The organism is Salmonella sp. SJTUF15591, from assembly GCF_043356435.1.
Lineage (GTDB): Bacteria > Pseudomonadota > Gammaproteobacteria > Enterobacterales > Enterobacteriaceae > Salmonella > Salmonella enterica.
The window spans coordinates 432,686-449,934 of sequence record NZ_JBEUJO010000003.1 but is presented as its reverse complement, the minus strand read 5'-3'; the positions used below and the strand labels follow the sequence as shown (position 1 = coordinate 449,934).

General features: G+C 52.9%; 16 protein-coding genes. 6 read left to right on the top strand and 10 right to left on the bottom strand.

Going from position 1 to position 17,249, the window contains the following annotated elements; translation table 11 throughout:
• Positions 1 to 2 precede the first annotated feature (2 nt).
• From ABVM99_RS09650 to ABVM99_RS09635, 4 genes are all read left to right on the top strand, one after another.
• Positions 3 to 692, top strand: coding sequence for a DUF1120 domain-containing protein (locus tag ABVM99_RS09650; RefSeq protein ID WP_000722272.1), 690 nt, complete (start codon positions 3 to 5; stop codon positions 690 to 692).
• A 77-nt stretch (positions 693 to 769) separates the two neighbouring features.
• Positions 770 to 1,477 (top strand): fimbrial biogenesis chaperone StjC, encoded by a 708-nt coding sequence (stjC, locus tag ABVM99_RS09645; RefSeq protein ID WP_001112028.1) that lies wholly within the window; start codon positions 770 to 772, stop codon positions 1,475 to 1,477.
• 13 nt (positions 1,478 to 1,490) lie between these two features.
• Positions 1,491 to 3,899, top strand: coding sequence for a fimbrial biogenesis outer membrane usher protein (locus ABVM99_RS09640; protein WP_023195060.1), 2,409 nt, complete (start codon positions 1,491 to 1,493; stop codon positions 3,897 to 3,899).
• Positions 3,896 to 4,468: a membrane protein gene (locus ABVM99_RS09635; protein ID WP_017441766.1), complete on the top strand. Its 573-nt coding sequence runs from the start codon at positions 3,896 to 3,898 to the stop codon at positions 4,466 to 4,468. The genes ABVM99_RS09640 and ABVM99_RS09635 overlap by 4 nt, the downstream gene beginning before the upstream one ends.
• 37 nt (positions 4,469 to 4,505) lie before the next feature.
• Here ABVM99_RS09635 and deoD read toward each other — a convergent pair whose 3' ends face one another.
• The 4 genes from deoD to deoC all read right to left on the bottom strand — a co-directional run bounded on the left by deoD (position 4,506) and on the right by deoC (position 8,935).
• Positions 4,506 to 5,225, bottom strand: a complete 720-nt coding sequence (gene deoD, locus ABVM99_RS09630) for a purine-nucleoside phosphorylase (RefSeq protein ID WP_000224864.1) — start codon at positions 5,223 to 5,225, stop codon at positions 4,506 to 4,508.
• Between the two features lie 209 nt (positions 5,226 to 5,434).
• The gene (gene deoB, locus ABVM99_RS09625; protein WP_000816454.1) at positions 5,435 to 6,658 is read right to left on the bottom strand and encodes a phosphopentomutase; all 1,224 of its coding nucleotides are present in this window, start codon (positions 6,656 to 6,658) and stop codon (positions 5,435 to 5,437) included.
• A gap of 51 nt (positions 6,659 to 6,709) precedes the next feature.
• A complete protein-coding gene (gene deoA / locus ABVM99_RS09620; protein WP_000477838.1) occupies positions 6,710 to 8,032 on the bottom strand; it encodes a thymidine phosphorylase in 1,323 nt (440 codons plus the stop codon).
• A gap of 123 nt (positions 8,033 to 8,155) precedes the next feature.
• Positions 8,156 to 8,935: a deoxyribose-phosphate aldolase gene (deoC, locus tag ABVM99_RS09615; protein ID WP_023195059.1), complete on the bottom strand. Its 780-nt coding sequence runs from the start codon at positions 8,933 to 8,935 to the stop codon at positions 8,156 to 8,158.
• Positions 8,936 to 9,194: 259 nt separating this feature from the next.
• Here deoC and ABVM99_RS09610 point away from each other — a divergent pair, with 259 nt between their 5' ends.
• Both ABVM99_RS09610 and ABVM99_RS09605 read left to right on the top strand, forming a co-directional pair.
• The gene (locus ABVM99_RS09610; protein ID WP_001111671.1) at positions 9,195 to 10,745 is read left to right on the top strand and encodes a YjjI family glycine radical enzyme; all 1,551 of its coding nucleotides are present in this window, start codon (positions 9,195 to 9,197) and stop codon (positions 10,743 to 10,745) included.
• On the top strand, positions 10,717 to 11,580 hold the full coding sequence (locus ABVM99_RS09605; RefSeq protein WP_023195058.1) for a YjjW family glycine radical enzyme activase: 864 nt from the start codon (positions 10,717 to 10,719) through the stop codon (positions 11,578 to 11,580). The genes ABVM99_RS09610 and ABVM99_RS09605 overlap by 29 nt, the downstream gene beginning before the upstream one ends.
• Before the next feature lie 32 nt (positions 11,581 to 11,612).
• Here the strand turns inward: ABVM99_RS09605 and ABVM99_RS09600 are convergent, their stop codons facing one another.
• The 6 genes from ABVM99_RS09600 to yjjG all read right to left on the bottom strand — a co-directional run bounded on the left by ABVM99_RS09600 (position 11,613) and on the right by yjjG (position 17,247).
• A complete protein-coding gene (locus tag ABVM99_RS09600; protein WP_023195057.1) occupies positions 11,613 to 12,386 on the bottom strand; it encodes a metal-dependent hydrolase in 774 nt (257 codons plus the stop codon).
• Positions 12,383 to 13,456, bottom strand: a complete 1,074-nt coding sequence (locus ABVM99_RS09595) for a patatin family protein (RefSeq protein ID WP_000531545.1) — start codon at positions 13,454 to 13,456, stop codon at positions 12,383 to 12,385. Before ABVM99_RS09595 ends, ABVM99_RS09600 begins: the two co-directional genes overlap by 4 nt.
• Positions 13,457 to 13,579: 123 nt before the next feature.
• On the bottom strand, positions 13,580 to 13,741 hold the full coding sequence (locus ABVM99_RS09590) for a DUF1328 domain-containing protein (RefSeq protein WP_000490276.1): 162 nt from the start codon (positions 13,739 to 13,741) through the stop codon (positions 13,580 to 13,582).
• Between the two features lie 128 nt (positions 13,742 to 13,869).
• A complete protein-coding gene (gene osmY, locus ABVM99_RS09585) occupies positions 13,870 to 14,487 on the bottom strand; it encodes a molecular chaperone OsmY (protein WP_000178963.1) in 618 nt (205 codons plus the stop codon).
• A gap of 401 nt (positions 14,488 to 14,888) precedes the next feature.
• Entirely contained in the window at positions 14,889 to 16,478 is a 1,590-nt protein-coding gene (gene prfC / locus ABVM99_RS09580) for a peptide chain release factor 3 (RefSeq protein ID WP_000175965.1), read from the bottom strand.
• 91 nt (positions 16,479 to 16,569) lie between these two features.
• Positions 16,570 to 17,247, bottom strand: coding sequence for a pyrimidine 5'-nucleotidase (gene yjjG, locus ABVM99_RS09575; protein WP_001651448.1), 678 nt, complete (start codon positions 17,245 to 17,247; stop codon positions 16,570 to 16,572).
• Positions 17,248 to 17,249 lie beyond the last annotated feature (2 nt).

The window sequence follows — 17,249 nt, the reverse complement described above, 5'->3', positions numbered from 1 at the left end:
TAATGAAAAAAATTTTGCTTATTACTGCAATTGCAGCAGCCTTTGCTACAACCAGCGTGAATGCTGACACCACCGCCGTATTAAAAGTCACCGGTCAACTGATTGTTGGCGGTTGTACCCCAGAACTCAGCGACGGCGGCGTGGTTGATTACGGTACTATCCGCCTCGCCACACTTTCCGCAACCGATGTAAACCAACTGGGCACTAAAGATGTCTCTCTGAGTATCTCTTGTCCGTCTGCAACCAAAGCAGCCTGGACTATTACCGATGACCGTGCGGACACCCACCCAGGCGCATCCGTTATCTCCATAGCCAATGGCAATATGACTAATGGTATAGTATCTGATACCACAATGTCCTACGGCGTTGGCAAAACAACCGAAGGTGTAAAAATCGGCGCGTTCTCTATTTATACCGATACCGCGAACGTTACCGCTGATGGTGTAAAATCTGACGCTATCTCAGGAACCGTTGATAGCCCAGTCTGGCAGAAGTCCACCACCGGGATTATCAAAAACGGCAATATGGAAATGTTTACCGTTGCTACAAAAGGCACCACCGAACCAGTTCCGTATACTCTTGCCATTTTCCCGCTGAAAACCTCACTGGCCATTCAGGATACTGCAACGCTGGCCATTACTGATGATACTGTTCTGGATGGTCAGGCAACCATCACGCTTAAATATCTCTGATCCAGACCGTATAAAAAGGTTATTGATCTGTCTCCCTTATTATGGGGAGACAGATTAAAATTAAAGGACTAATTCTGATGCCAGCAGTGACTAAACTTCCATTATTATTACTCAGCGTCCCCTTTGTTTTTTCAGCACTCTTTTCACAGGCTAACGCTGCCGGCATGGTACCGGAAACTACGCTACTGGTGATTGAAGAATCCACACACAGCGGCGTAATGAATGTTAAAAACACCGACAGCAATCCGGCTTTGTTATATACCACCGTCGTTGATTTACCTGACGACAATGGTGTGAAACTGGATGTCACTCAACCGGTTGTTCGCGTTGAAGCAGGCCAGCAGCAGCAACTACGCTTTATTATGGAAAGCACGGAACCGCTCACCGTCGAGCACTATAAACGCGTCACGTTTGAAGGTATTCCTCCGAAATCTACCAATAAGGGAATGAAAATAGGTTTTAATCTACGCCAGGATTTGCCGGTATTAATTCGTCCTAAAAATCTACCGGTCGTTACTGATGCCTGGAAATTATTAACCTGGTCCAGAAACGGACAAACAATCAACGTCAAAAATCCGTCTCCCTACGTTGTACGTTTAGCCCAAAATATTACCTTCTTACCTTCCGGGGGCGAAGGCACGATTAAAAAAACCTATATTCTGCCCGGCGAAACATTGAACGTCAGTATAAAAACGCCCCTTGCTGCTGATACATCCGTACGTTTTTACCCTGCCAGCCGTTACGGCATTGAAGTCCCCAGCTTTACCTCACCGCTGGTGCCGTGATGAGAGCTAGCACGTGAAGTATTTAAAACTGCCGCTATACATCAAAACTGCGCTTTATTGCTCACTGGCGACCACGACGTTTTCGGCTCTGGCGGAGGAGCTGAATTTTGACATGGGTATTCTCACCTCCAGAGGCATTAGCCCCAACGTCGCACAATATTTTTCCCGTGCGCCGCGTTTTCTACCAGGCAGCCACACCGTCATGGTAAAGATCAATGGCGTAAATAGAGGGTCGTTGGTCGCGCGTTTCGACACAGAAGGCCAGCTTTGCGTGGATGACGATTTCCTCAGCGCCAGCGGGCTCGTACCGCTTAATATCAGCGCCAAAGAAACCTGCCATAGCCTACAAGAAGATTATCCCTCAGCGATTATTACCCCACTGCCAAACAGTGAGTCGCTGGAGCTTTTTGTTCCGGCGCAGGCTCTGGATAATAACTTACTCTCGCTAAACAACGTGATTAAAGGCGGCACCGCCGGGTTATTTAACTATAACCTGTACGCCAGTCGCAGCGAGTCATCCGGTAGCGATAGCCGAAACTATGCCCAGGCAAACCTTGAAGCTGGCTTAAACTTCGCGGAATGGACGCTGCGCAGCCGCTACATGCTGACGAATAATGATGGAGAATACCGTACCGATAGTCTATATACCTATGCGGAGCACGTATTTCAGGCACAAAAAATGCGTGCGCAAGTTGGGCAGATCAACGTCAACTCCAGTCTATTCAGTGGCGCGCCGATCAACGGCGTACAGCTTATCCCTGAACAAGGGCTGGCACAGGATACCCAAGGCGTAACCATTAACGGTATTGCCCGAACCCACCAGGCTCGCGTTGAAGTTCGTCAGTCCGGACAGATTATTTATACCGCACCAGTGAACGCTGGGGCATTTACCCTTGAAAATGTCCCCATCATACGCAGCAATACCGACCTTAACGTCAGCGTCGTTGAAACCGATGGCTCAACGACAACCTTCACGGTGCCGGCAGTATCCTTTAATTTACGCGAACTCACGCCCGCAGGCTTAACAATGTCCATAGGGCGCGTACGTGATACCACCAGCGACTATTCTCTCCCCTGGATCTATAACATCAGCGATGGTTGGAAACTGAGTGAAAATTGGCTGGCGCAGGCGTCTGGCGTACTGGCACAAGACTATCAAGCGGCAGGAGGTATGCTGCAATGGCTTCCAACCAACAAATGGACGTTTTCCGGCTCAATGCTGGGCAGTAAAGCGTCCTTCGGCGAATCTCTGCAGGGTGCGAAAAGTGAACTACGCGCCAGCATGGCGCTGCCCGGGGAAATTAGCCTTGACGTCAGCACCGCCCGCTACAGCGACGGATACCGTGAGTTAACGGATGCGCTCAATAAAGATGCTTACGAATACCAAAGTAGCTCCAGTGCTAATATCGCCTGGAACCATAATCTGTTAGGTACCTTCTCTCTGGGTTATTACACTTATCAGGCTACGGATAATAACAACGACTCTCGCAGTATAATGGCTTCCTGGGGCAAAACATTTAAATATGCCTCAATTACCGCTAACTGGCAGCACGCTGTTAATCAGGATGATGAGAATCATAACGGCAGTAATGATGATGATATGTTTTACATCAATATCAGCATTCCACTAGGTGAGCAGCGCGTCGGCGCTTATATGCGTAATCAAGGTGATAAAACAACCTACGGGCTACAAAATAATGGTTCGCTAAGTAAAGATACCCATTACTATATTTCTGCGGATCGTGATGCAAAAAACCAGCAAAATAGCTTCAACGGTAATCTCAATAGCAATCTCCATTACACTCAACTCAGCGTGGGCGGCGGCACTGATGGCGATAATTACCGCAACTATAACGCAACCTTCAGCGGAGGCATCGCTGCACACGAACATGGCATAACGTTCTCGCCTTACACCATCAAAAATACCTTTGCTATCGCACGCCTGAGCGAACCAGAAAGCGGCATTGAAATCGCCACGCCACAGGGGCGAATCTGGACTGACCGCTGGGGGCAGGCCGTCATTCCGGGGCTAACTGAATGGCGGAAATCCCGCGTAGAGGTTAATGCGAATACGCTACCAAAGAGCATGGAACTGGCAAACGGTATTAAGAATATTACCGTCGCGCACAGCGCTTTTCGGGTACTGGATTTCAACGTGCTGAATACACGCCGTGTGATGCTGACAGTAAAGCGTCCGGACGGCTCATGGCTACCTAAAGGCACCAGCATTGTAGATGAAAAAAATAACTATTTGGTCAGCGCTGTCGACAGCGGACGCGTATTTATCACCGATGTTGGGGATAATCCTGCGTTATATGCCGCTGATGATGATATGAATCGTCTGTGTCGCATCCACTACACGCTGCAGAAAATCCAGGATAAAGAGGCATTTTATGAAACGGCAAAGGGAGTCTGTCAATGAAATCCAACAGCAAATGGTTGGGGATTGCTATATGTTGTCTCTTCACCGCACTACTCCCTCCATCAGCCCGGGCCGACGATGACTGCCAAATAACGTTCTCTTCGCCAAACGTCAGCTTTGGCTGGCTTAAGCAAGATGATATCGTCAATTCTCAGCAAGGCTGGAATCAAATGTCTTCACAGGAGGTTCACGTTAGTGTGAGTTGCCCAGAAAGCCAGAATATTGCTCTTTTTGTGCAAGCCTCAGCGGGGGAAAAGGGACGATTTTATTTTGGAAATAACGGTGGTCTCGCCGTACGTGTTAGTCAGATGATAGTAGATGGTAAAAGTTATCCTATTGCCAGCACCCTTGATAGAGTGAGCTTTGCTCCCAATGACAGTGCCCTGGATAGTCTGTTGCTACATAATAACAACGGTATCATCGCGATGGATAATAACCAGCAGGTCAGTGGGAAAATGATGAACGTCACGCTGACATTAACACCGGTCTTGAACGATAATCAATTTACACATTCTACCGATACGGTCATGCTGGAAAGCAATTTACAGTGGGAAGTGCTGACGAAATAACCGATGAAGGGGGCCTGCTCTGGCCCCCTTCACAATCTTACTCTTTATCGCCCAGCAGTACGGATTCCAGCGCGATTTTGATCATGTCGTTGAAGGTCGTCTGACGCTCAGCGGCAGTGGTCTGCTCGTGGGTACGGATATGGTCGGACACGGTGCAGATGGTCAGCGCTTTCGCGCCAAACTCAGCCGCAACGCCGTAGATGCCCGCCGCTTCCATCTCTACGCCCAGTACGCCGTATTTTTCCATCACGTCGAACATTTCGCCGTCCGGAGAATAGAACAGGTCAGCGGAGAACAGGTTGCCCACGCGCGCGTCTACGCCCAGCGCTTTTGCTGCGTCAACCGCGTTACGCACCATGTCGAAGTCGGCGATAGCCGCGAAGTCATGATCTTTAAAACGGATACGGTTCACTTTGGAGTCAGTGCAGGCCCCCATACCGATCACCACGTCGCGCAGTTTGACGTCCATGCGCACAGCGCCGCAGGAGCCGACGCGAATGATTTTCTTCACGCCGAAATCGGTGATCAGCTCTTTGGTGTAGATGGAGCAGGACGGGATACCCATACCGTGGCCCATCACGGAGATCTTACGGCCTTTGTAAGTCCCGGTGAAACCTAACATGCCGCGAACGTTGTTCACTTCGCGGACATCTTCGAGGAAAGTCTCAGCAATGTGCTTCGCGCGCAGCGGGTCGCCCGGCATCAATACGACGTCAGCGAAATCACCCATTTCTGCATTAATATGTGGAGTTGCCATCTTCAGTTCCCTTTAAATTTGTTGTTATTGCCTGATGGCGGCTACGCCTTATCAGGTCTACAAAATGTGTGTCAAAACAGTGAAATACCCTAAGGATTTCGCGTTGTAGGAAGGCGACGAATTCGTGAATCCCCGGGAGCATAGATGAACTATGTGACCGGGGTGAGCGAATGAAGTCAACGCATCTACAGCGCGAAAGACAACAGGTATCACAGCATGTTTTTACCGTAGTCCATTGGCGATGTACCAAAGTAGGTCGCCAGCGTCTGGCCGATATCCGCGAAGGTTTCACGGTGACCTAAAGAGCCCGGTTTGACTTTCGGACCGTAGATCAGCACCGGAATGTGCTCACGGGTATGGTCAGTACCAGTCCAGCTCGGGTCACAGCCGTGGTCAGCGGTCAGGATCAGAATGTCATCTTCCCCCACCAGCTCCATCAGCTCCGGCAGACGGCGGTCAAACAGCTCCAGGCCTGCGGCGTAGCCCGCGATGTCGCGACGGTGGCCCCAGGAAGAGTCGAAGTCAACGAAGTTAGTGAAGACGATGGTTTTATCGCCCGCTTCTTTCATCTCTTTGAGGGTCGCGTCGAACAGCGCGTCCAGACCGGTCGCTTTCACTTTCTTAGTGATGCCGCAGTTGGCGTAGATGTCGGCAATCTTACCGACGGACACCACGTGGCCCTGTTTTTCATCGACCAGTTTCTGCAGCACGGTCGGCGCTGGCGGTTCAACGGCCAGGTCGTGACGGTTACCGGTACGCTGGAAGTTACCGGCCTTGTCGCCGATAAACGGACGCGCGATCACGCGGCCAATGTTATAGCCGCCTTCGGTCAGCTCTTCACGGGCGATTTCGCACAGCTCGTAGAGTTTATCCAGGCCAAAGGTCTCTTCGTGGCAGGCAATCTGGAACACGGAGTCAGCGGAGGTGTAGAAAATCGGCTTGCCGGTTTTCATGTGCTCTTCGCCGAGCTGGTCCAGAATGACCGTACCGGAAGAGTGGCAGTTACCGAGATAGCCCGGCAGGTTGGCGCGTTTCACCAGCTTATCCAGCAGTTCCTGCGGGAAGCTGTTTTCGTGGTCGCTGAAGTAACCCCAGTCGAACAGCACCGGCACGCCGGCGATTTCCCAGTGGCCGGACGGCGTATCTTTGCCGGAGGACAGTTCGTGCGCCCATGCGTATGCGCCAATAACGTCCGCGTTGCCGTCCATGCCGGCGGCAATTTTACCGGTAGAGCCTTCATGCGCTTTCACCAGCCCCAGACGAGTCAGGTTAGGCAGATTCAACGGGCCTTTACGGCCATTGTCAGCTTCGCCTTTGGCGCAAGCTTCTGCGATGTGGCCCAGAGTGTCGGAACCTACGTCGCCAAAACGATCCGCGTCTTCAGTAGCGCCGATGCCGAATGAGTCCAGCACCATAATAAATGCACGTTTCATATCTTCTCCGTACTTAGTGCTTCAAAAATAATTGATCAGATCAGTATACAACTATTCAGTAATTCGACGATAGACCGAAGGTGTGCTTGCTGGCGCTTTATCGTCAAGGATAATTGCCGCTTTGACGGCCTTCGCCGCTTCCTGCCAACTGGCTTCGTCTTTGGCATGAATCACCGCCAGCGGGCGCTGCCCGTCGATGCTGTCGCCCAGACGGGCCATGTCGGTAAAGCCAACGCTGTAATCAATGGTATCAGACGCCTGACGACGGCCGCCGCCCATCGAGACGACCGCCATCCCCAGCGCACGCGTATCCATTGCGCTGATAAACCCTTCGGTATCAGCATATACCGCTTTGCTCAACATGGCGGTCGGCAGGTATTTATCGTAGTTCTCAACGAAATCGCTTGGCCCTTTCTGCGCAGCCACCATACGACCAAAGACTTCTGCCGCTTTACCGTTATCCAGCACCGCCTGTAATTTCGCACGCGCTTCGGCGTCGTCTTTCGCCAGCTGGCCGGAGATCAGCATCTCCACGCATAGCGCCATGGTAACGTCAAACAAGCGCGGATTGCGGTATTCACCGGTCAGGAACTGCACGGCTTCACGCACTTCCACCGCGTTACCGGCGCTTGAAGCCAGCACCTGGTTCATATCGGTTAACAACGCCGTAGTGCGAACTCCCGCGCCGTTTGCCACGCCGACAATCGCTTCAGCAAGGGCTTCAGAAAGTTCATAGGTCGGCATAAACGCGCCGCTACCGACTTTGACGTCCATTACCAGCGCATCCAGCCCTTCGGCCAGTTTCTTGGCGAGGATGGAACCGGTGATCAGCGGAATAGAGTCCACCGTCGCGGTAATGTCGCGGGTGGCGTAAAAACGTTTGTCCGCCGGTGCAAGCGAGCTGGTTTGCCCAATAATCGCCACACCCACGTCTTGAATAATTTCGCGGAAACGGTTGTCGTCCGGGAAGATATCAAAGCCCGGGATCGCTTCCAGTTTATCGAGCGTACCGCCGGTATGTCCGAGGCCGCGACCGGAGATCATCGGCACATAACCGCCGCAGGCCGCTACCATTGGCCCCAGCATCAGAGACGTCACGTCCCCTACGCCGCCGGTCGAATGCTTATCGACAATCGGGCCATTGAGATTCAGGCTTTTCCAGTCAAGGACAGTACCGGAATCCCGCATCGCCATGGTCAGCGAAACACGCTCCGGCATGGTCATATCGTGGAAGAAGATGGTCATCGCCAGGGCGGCAATCTGCCCTTCAGAGATAGTATTGTCACGAATACCATTGATAAAGAAACGAATTTCTTCGTCACTCAACGCATGACCATCACGCTTTTTACGAATAATTTCTTGTGCGAGAAACACGGTACCCTCCTGAGGGAAAAGAGTAGAAGGCTTACATCGCCGGATGGCGGCTAACGCCTTATCCGGCCTACAGGCCTGGATTTGTAGGCCGGATAAGCGCAGCGCCATCCGGCAAATCAGAGCTTAGTAGCTGCTGGCGCTCTTACCGTCGCCGTGACCCAGCACTTTCAGCAGGCTTGCCAGCAGGCTGGATGCGCCAAAGCGGTAGTGACGAGAATCTGCCCAGTCAGCACCAAACAGTTCGTCTGCAATCGCGAGGAATTTCTGCGCGTCTTCCGCCGTACGTACGCCGCCCGCCGGTTTGAAGCCAACGGTTTTAGAAACGCCCATGTCGCGGATCACTTCCATCATGATGCGCGCGCTTTCCGGCGTAGCGTTTACCGGTACTTTACCGGTAGAGGTTTTGATGAAATCCGCACCGGCTTTGATGGAGATTTCAGAGGCTTTGCGAATCAGCGCCTCTTCTTTCAGCTCGCCGGTTTCGATAATCACTTTCAGCAATACGTTCGCTGCGGCACAGGCGTCTTTACAGGCTTTTACCAGGTCAAAACCCACCTGCTCGTTACCGGCGATCAACGCGCGGTACGGGAATACCACGTCCACTTCGTCAGCGCCGTAGGCGATCGCCGCACGGGTTTCCGCCAGCGCAATATCGATGTCATCATTGCCATGCGGGAAGTTAGTCACCGTTGCAATGCGGATGTCCGGCGTACCTTGTTCTTTCAGAGTTTTACGCGCAATCGGGATAAAACGCGGGTAAATACAAATCGCCGCCGTATTCCCGACCGGGGTTTTTGCCTGATGACACAACGCGATCACTTTTTCATTGGTGTCGTCATCGTTCAGAGTGGTCAGATCCATCAGTTTGAGCGCACGCAGGCTGCTTGCTTTTAAATCAGTCATGACATTCTCCAACGGCATTGCCGTATAAAATTTCACCTTGCGAGTCTGTTAATATTCTAACATTCACTCGCGATTACACTTCGATATACATCACAGTTAATGAAAACTACGTACAAATTTGCATTACTGTAATGAGATCTGAATCAAATTATCCCGCCGTCACCGCCTGTTCTTCGAGCGATAAGCGCATCAGGATCAAAGTCGGTTTGCCGCCATTTTCTACAATAGCGCATCGTCCCGGCATAAAGAGGAAACGAAGATGCCTGCCTCATGCGAAACTGCGCTCCAGCAGCGTTGCCAGCAAATTGTGACCAGCCCGGTGCTCACGCCTGAACAAAAACGCCATTTTCTGGCGCTGGAAGCTGAAAACGCCCTGCCTTATCCCCCCCTGCCGGAAGATGCCCGCCAGGCGCTGGATGAAGGCGTCATTTGCGATATGTTTGAGGGGCACGCCCCCTTCAAACCGCGCTACGTGTTGCCCGATTACGCCCGATTTCTGGCTAACGGTTCACAGTGGCTGGAACTGGAAGGCGCGAAAGATCTGGATGATGCGTTATCCCTACTCACCATTCTGTATCATCACGTTCCTTCCGTGACGTCCATGCCGGTTTATCTCGGCCAGCTTGATGCGTTGCTGCAACCGTATGTTAGAATTCTAACACAAGATGCGATCGATATTCGAATAAAACGTTTCTGGCGTTATCTCGACAGAACGCTGCCAGACGCCTTTATGCATGCCAATATTGGCCCTGCCGATACGCCTGTCACACGAGCGATTTTGCGCGCTGATGCCGAGTTAAAGCAGGTGGCGCCTAACCTGACGTTTATCTACGATGCGGAAATTACGCCGGACGATCTGCTGCTGGAGGTCGCCAAAAACATTTGTGAATGCAGTAAGCCACACATTTCCAACGGCCCTGTAAATGATAAAATTTTCACAAAAGGCCATTATGGCATCGTCAGTTGTTATAACTCGCTACCGCTTGGCGGCGGCGGCAGTACGCTGGTACGTCTCAACCTGAAAGCCGTGGCAGAACGCAGTACGTCTGTCGATGACTTCTTTTCACGCACGCTACCGCACTACTGCCGACAGCAGATCGCCATCATTAATTCACGATGTGAATTCCTCTATGAAAAGTCACATTTCTTTGAGAATAGCTTTCTTGTACAGGAAGGTTTGATCGATCCCGAACGTTTTGCGCCGATGTTCGGTATGTACGGGCTGGCGGAAGCCGTGAACCTGCTGTGCGAAAACGCGGGCCTGAACGCCCGTTACGGCAAGAATGAAACGGCGAACGAACTGGGCTACCGTATCAGCGCCCAACTGGCGGATTTCGTCGAAAATACGCCAGTGAAGTATGGCTGGAAGCAACGGGCGCTGCTCCATGCCCAGTCTGGCATCAGTTCCGATATCGGCACTACGCCGGGCGCGCGTCTGCCGTATGGCGATGAACCGGACCCTATCACCCATTTGCAAACCGTCGCGCCGCACCATGCCTTTTACCATGCCGGGATCAGCGACATTCTGACGCTGGACGAAACCATCAAGCGTAATCCGCAGGCGCTGGTTCAGCTTTGTCTTGGCGCATTCAAAGCCGGGATGCGGGAATTTACCGCCAATGTCAGCGGCAACGATCTGGTGCGCGTCACCGGTTATATGGTGCGCCTGTCGGATCTGGCGAAATTTCGCGCCGAAGGCTCGCGCACGAACACCACCTGGCTGGGAGAAGAAGCCGCACGTAATACCCGCATCCTGGAACGACAGCCACGCGTAGTCAGCCATGAACAACAGATGCGCTTTAGTCAGTAAGATCATTGCGTTTTCCTGCGTCGATGGGCCAGGCAGCCGCCTGGCATTATTCTTACAGGGCTGCAATTTGCGCTGCAAGAATTGCCATAACCCGTGGACGATGGGACGCTGTAACGACTGCGGGGAATGCGTATCGCAGTGTCCGCACCACGCCCTCAGCGTTGATGGCGGGAAAGTGGTATGGCGGTCGGACATCTGCGAGCAGTGCGATACCTGCCTGAAAATGTGCCCACAGCAGGCAACGCCAATGGCGCAGACCATGAGCGTGGACGATGTGCTGCGTCATATTCGTAAAGCATCGCTGTTTATTGAAGGTATTACCGTCAGCGGCGGAGAGGCGACCACGCAATTACCGTTTATTGTGGCGCTATTTACAGCGATCAAAGCCGATCCGCAGTTACAACGGCTGACCTGCCTGGTGGACAGTAATGGTCAGTTAAGCGAGACCGGCTGGCAGAAACTACTGCCGGTTTGCGACGGCGTAATGCTCGATCTGAAAGCCTGGAAGAGCGAGTGTCATCACCGTCTGACCGGACGTGATAACACGCATATTAAGCACAGTATCCGCTTTCTTGCTGCGCAGGGAAAACTGGCGGAGCTGCGGTTGCTGGTTATCCCGGGTCAGGTGGACTATGCGGCGCATATCGATTCACTGGCGGCGTTTATTACTTCGCTGGGCGAGGTTCCGGTGCGTTTGAATGCCTTTCATGCGCATGGCGTCTATGGCGAAGCGAAAGCCTGGCCAGGCGCGACGCCGCAGGAGGTGGAACGGCTGGCAGACGGATTGCGCGCGCGTGGGGTGGCGAAGCTGATTTTGCCGGCGCTATATTTGTAAGCGTCGCCTGCCGGACGGCGGCTGCGATGCCCTCAGAGCCGAAACAAGGTAATGGTATTGCGATACAGCGTATCGGCTATCACCTCTGCGGGCTCCGGACGTAATTCGCAGAGCGCATCAAATACGCGCGCCGCCTGCTCCGGGCGGTTCGGCTGCCCCTGAAACCCCTTTAGCGGCATATCCGGCGCATCGGTCTCCAGCAACAGCGCGTCCAGCGGCAACCGCGCCATAACATCACGGGTTTTACTGGCGCGCAGGTAGGTGATGGTGCCGCCGACGCCGATTTTATAGCCCAGTAGCACAAAGCGTTCGGCCTGTTGCAGACTGCCGGCAAAACCATGCACCACACCGGTTCGCGGTAGATCCTGGCGCTTTAAGTGCATCGCCAGTTTGTCATGCGTGCGCCGCGAGTGCAGGATCACCGGCAGATCGTAGCGTTTTGCCAGTTGCAGTTGCGCGTCTAACAATCGCTCTTGCCTGGCAAACTGCGGATCGTCGCGATAAAGATCGAGACCAATCTCGCCTACCGCCACGACGTTCTGTTGTTGCGCCAGTGCTTGTTGCAGCTTATCAGGATCGTCATCGGCATGACGCTCAATCACAATGGGGTGTAATCCCAGCGCAGCATAAAGCGACGGGAAACGCGCCGCCAGCGCCAGCACGCGGGGAAAGTGAGCCGCCTCGGTCGCCGGCACGATGATTTTTTCAACGCCCGCCTCACAGGCACGCTGAATACTGGCGCGCTCATCGCCCGTAAAGGGCGGGAAATCAAAATGGCAGTGTGTATCGATAAAGCGCCAGCTCACGCCAGATCCTCGTCGGTAAATGTGGTGTCGTTTGCCTGCGGCGCGCTAATGACCTCCGCCACATGCGTATCATTGGCCACCGGCGCCGGAGGCACGACCACCGTTTCCGGCACGGCAATCCGCGACGTATGGCGCAAGAGAGGCGGCGTTGCGGCGAGCAATTTACCAACGGTGGCAAGGAAATAACGCCCGCATAATCGCCCGGTTTTGTAATCCTCACGCAGCGCCGGGATACGGCTGCCCAGCGCCATGCTGTGCAGCGGTTTCGGCGGATAAATTTCAATGATCCGCAGCTTACCCGGCGGCTTTTCAATAAATTGTTGGATCGCGCTGTAGGACGTTTCATGATGCTGCACCAGGTTGACCAACGGCTGTAGACTGCTCTCTCCCAGCCAGCGCTCCATACGCTTAAACCACTGCGGCGTGTAATACATTTGCGAGGGTACGGTGCGGATCACCACAATGGTTTTCGCCCCCCGCTTTGCCGCCTCCTGAACCGGAATGGCGTCGCTAATGCCACCGTCCAGATAGTTGATGCCCTCTAACGTAACGCCGGTACGGTAGAAACCCGGTATGGCGCTGGAGGCGCGAATGATATCAAGCCAGTTTTGTTTTGTCGGCGAGAAATAGCCCGGCGTGTAATCATCCCCCCGGCAGGCGCACATATAAAAGGATTTTCCGCTGTCGAACAGGCGCGCTGCGGTATCCATCTGCAGCGGCATCCGGGCGGCGGTGGACTCCACCAGCCAGTCGAGGTCGATAAGGTTTCCTCCGCGTACAAATCGCAGCGGATCAAAAAATTCGCGCCTGGTGGTATAGCGCATAATGACTTTACGCCCGTAGCCGGGCTGGTTGCAGAGATACGCCGAGAGATTTTGCGCACCGGCTGATGTGCCGAAGTAGAGATGGAAAGGATTAAACTGCGCACGCATAAACTCATCCAGCACGCCTGCGGTAAAGATACCCCGCTGCCCCCCGCCCTCACAGACCAGCGCCATACGGCCTGGCCGGAACGGTGTTAATGATAACGGCGCAATATTGCCGAGCGTAACCGGTATTCGCTGGCCCACCTCTGCCTTCCTGTTTTTCATTTTTTTCCAGGCTGACAAGGTAACGCAAAACGTTAACGGCTAAAACCGTAAAAGCCAGTCCGCTGGACTGGCTTGATAGCAATATATCTTTACAGCTGCCTGCTAGGGTCGTTTACGGCCCATGAACAGGCTGACCAGGAAGAGCACGATCCCGACGACGAAGACGATTTTCGCCGCGCCGGCAGCCGTACCAGCCAGTCCACCAAAACCCAATGCGGCGGCAATTAACGCGATAACCAGAAATATAATGCCCCAACGAAACATAAGCCTCTCCTTTACCATAGTTAATGTCGACCGCTAAATATGAGCGCTCAGGCTACTCATTCGCGATATTTTTAGTGTGGTGCACATTACGCCTCCCGACAAACGTCGGGAGGACGAATTACGACGAATTACTGAACTTTCAGATCGTTTTTAACACTTTTTACGCCATCAACGGCTTTCGCGATGCTTTCAGCGCGGTCGCTTTGTTCCTGAGTTTCAACGGTACCGGAGAGCTGTACGACGCCATCGGTCGTTTCCACTTTCACTTTACGGGAAGGGACAAGATCGTCCGCCAGCAACTTGGCTTTGACTTCACTGGTCGTGGCCGTATCGCCGGCATAACCTTTCACGGAGCCTTCTTTATTGTCGCGAACGTGAAGTTTGTCGCTAACGGAGGTCACGCCTTCTACGCCTTTCGCCACTTTCACGGCGGCTTCAGCCTGCGCCTGGCTTTCTACAAAGCCGCTCAGGGTGACGACTTTCTGATTGGTTTCGACAGAAATATCGGTGCTTTTAATATTGTCATGGTCTACCAGCGCAGCTTTGACTTTCGCAGTGATGGCGCTGTCATCCATGAAGTTACCGACTTTATTCATAGAGCTATCGACTTTTTGCCCTGCGGTTTCGGTTCCGCTTTGCGCCTTGTCCGTTGTTGCGTTTTCTGCAAAGGCAGAACCTGTCGCAACAGCAGAGGTCAACATTACGGCCAGCAGAGTTTTAGAAATCTTCAGTCTTGTCATAGTCATCGATTTTGTCCTGTATAGTTTGCTCGTAATTTGAGCTCAGGCAACACGAGGTTGCATTGCTGAATGCGGTGAAACTCACCGGTTTCTGAAGTCAATGACTGGCATCACATTCGTGAATTTGTAACGACGCGTCGCCTGCCACCCTTCCGTTTCAGTTATTAATATCGTGACTGAAACAAATCTCAGCTTTAAGCTCTCATATTCACGCATTGAACAGGCATTAAAGCCGACATTTATGTCATCACTTTGTTAAATATAGATCACAATTTTAAAATCGCTTGTCGGTGCGTATAAAAAACAGGCAGATCGGAGAAAAAACGCGGGATTTAAGAACATTCCGTAAGCGGTTAAAAAGGCAGGGAAAGTACGAAGGCGCGGCGGATGCCGCGCCCGGAAAGGGATCAGTGTTCGCGCGTTTTACGGAACTGAACGTCAGGGTAACGTTCCTGGGTCAGGTTCAGGTTAACCATTGTTGGGGCGATATAGGTGAGGTTGTCGCCGCCATCCAGTGCCAGTTGCGTTTCATTCTTACGCTTGAACTCTTCGAATTTCTTCGCATCGGCGCTTTCCACCCAGCGCGCCGTCGCCACGTTGACGGATTCATAAATCGCCTCAACGTTGTATTCGCTTTTCAGGCGCGCGACAACAACGTCAAACTGCAAAACGCCCACGGCGCCGACAATCAGATCGTTGTTGGAGATGGGACGGAATACCTGCACCGCCCCCTCTTCAGAAAGCTGCACCAGCCCTTTCAGTAGCTGCTTTTGCTTGAGCGGATCTTTCAGGCGAATACGACGGAACAGTTCCGGCGCAAAGTTCGGGATACCGGTAAACTTCATCATCTCGCCCTGGGTGAAGGTATCGCCGATCTGAATGGTGCCGTGGTTATGCAGACCCAAAATATCGCCCGGGTACGCTTCTTCAACGTGCGAACGGTCGCCCGCCATAAAAGTTAACGCGTCGGAAATCACCACATCTTTGCCGGTACGGACCTGGCGTAGCTTCATGCCCTTCTCATACTTACCGGAAACCACGCGCATAAACGCCACGCGGTCGCGGTGTTTCGGGTCCATATTGGCCTGAATTTTAAAGACAAAACCGGTGAACTTCTCTTCTGAGGCTTCCACTGTGCGGGTATCGGTTTGACGCGGCATCGGCGCGGGCGCCCACGCCACTAAACCATCCAGCATATGGTCAACGCCAAAGTTACCCAGCGCGGTACCGAAAAATACCGGGGTAATTTCCCCTGCCAGGAACAGCTCTTCATCAAACTCGTTAGACGCGCCCTGCACCAGTTCCAGCTCGTCGCGCAGCTGTTGCGCCAGGTCTTCACCGACGGCGGCGTCCAGATCCGGGTTATTCAGCCCTTTAACGATGCGCACTTCCTGAATGGTGTGGCCCTTACCGGTCTGATACAGATAAGTTTCATCTTTATAAAGGTGATAAACGCCCTTAAACAGCTTGCCGCAGCCAATCGGCCAGGTGATCGGCGCGCAGCCGATTTTCAGCTCATTTTCCACTTCATCCAGCAGTTCCATCGGGTCGCGGATGTCACGGTCGAGTTTGTTCATAAAGGTCAGGATCGGCGTATCGCGCAGACGGGTAACTTCCATCAGCTTACGAGTCCTGTCTTCAACGCCTTTCGCAGCGTCGATCACCATCAGGCAGCAGTCCACCGCCGTCAGGGTACGGTAGGTATCTTCGGAGAAGTCTTCGTGCCCCGGGGTGTCCAGCAGGTTCACCAGACAGTCGTGATACGGGAACTGCATCACCGAGGTAGTGATAGAGATACCACGCTGTTTTTCCATCTCCATCCAGTCAGATTTTGCATGTTGGCTGGAGCCACGGCCTTTTACCGTACCGGCGGTCTGAATCGCCTGTCCGAACAGCAACACTTTTTCGGTAATGGTGGTTTTACCGGCGTCCGGGTGAGAAATAATGGCAAAAGTGCGGCGTTTGGCCACCTCTTGCAAATAAGGAGACAACGTCATAGTCAAATCTTCTTGAGTAAGCGCGGCGTTTGACCACGCATGTTGAATACGAAAAATGCGGCTATTTTACCCATCAACCTGGGGGAGGCAATCAGTGTTTACACAGGAGCTGCTCCAGTTCGCTTAATGACGCCACAGTCCAGGTTGGATGAATACCCGCAGGCTGCTCGCGATGATGCGCGTTAAGCCAGCAGGTCGACAATCCGGCGTTAATGCCGCCAAGAATATCGGACTCCGCGGTATCGCCAACCATTAATACGCGCGAGCGGTCAGGATTCCCCGCCTGCTCCAGGGCGTAGTTAAAGATTTTCGGATCGGGCTTCGCGACGCCAACCTGCTCGGAAATCACCAGCAGATCGAAATACTCGCGCAGCCCGGTGCGCTCCAGACGAGTTTGTTGTAGCGCGGTAAAACCGTTAGTAATAATACCGATTTTAGCCTGCCCGCGAATCGCATTAAGTAGCGAAACGGCGCCCGGCAAAGGAGAACAAATCTCCGCCATCGCACTAATAAAAGCGTCATTCAGCCGCCCCGGCGCAACGTTTAGCCGTTCAGCCCAACTTTGAAAGCGCGCGTGCTGCAATTGTAATGAGGTAATCGCGCCGTTCTGATAATCCACCCATAGCGGCTTATTCACGGCCTGGTAATCCTGGAAATCCTCAGCGGTAAAGGTGACGCTATAGTCAAGGAACATCCGCTGTAAGCCGGTGAAAGAATCAAACGTAAACAGCGTTTCATCGGCATCAAAGAAAATCCAGTCCCACTTCATCA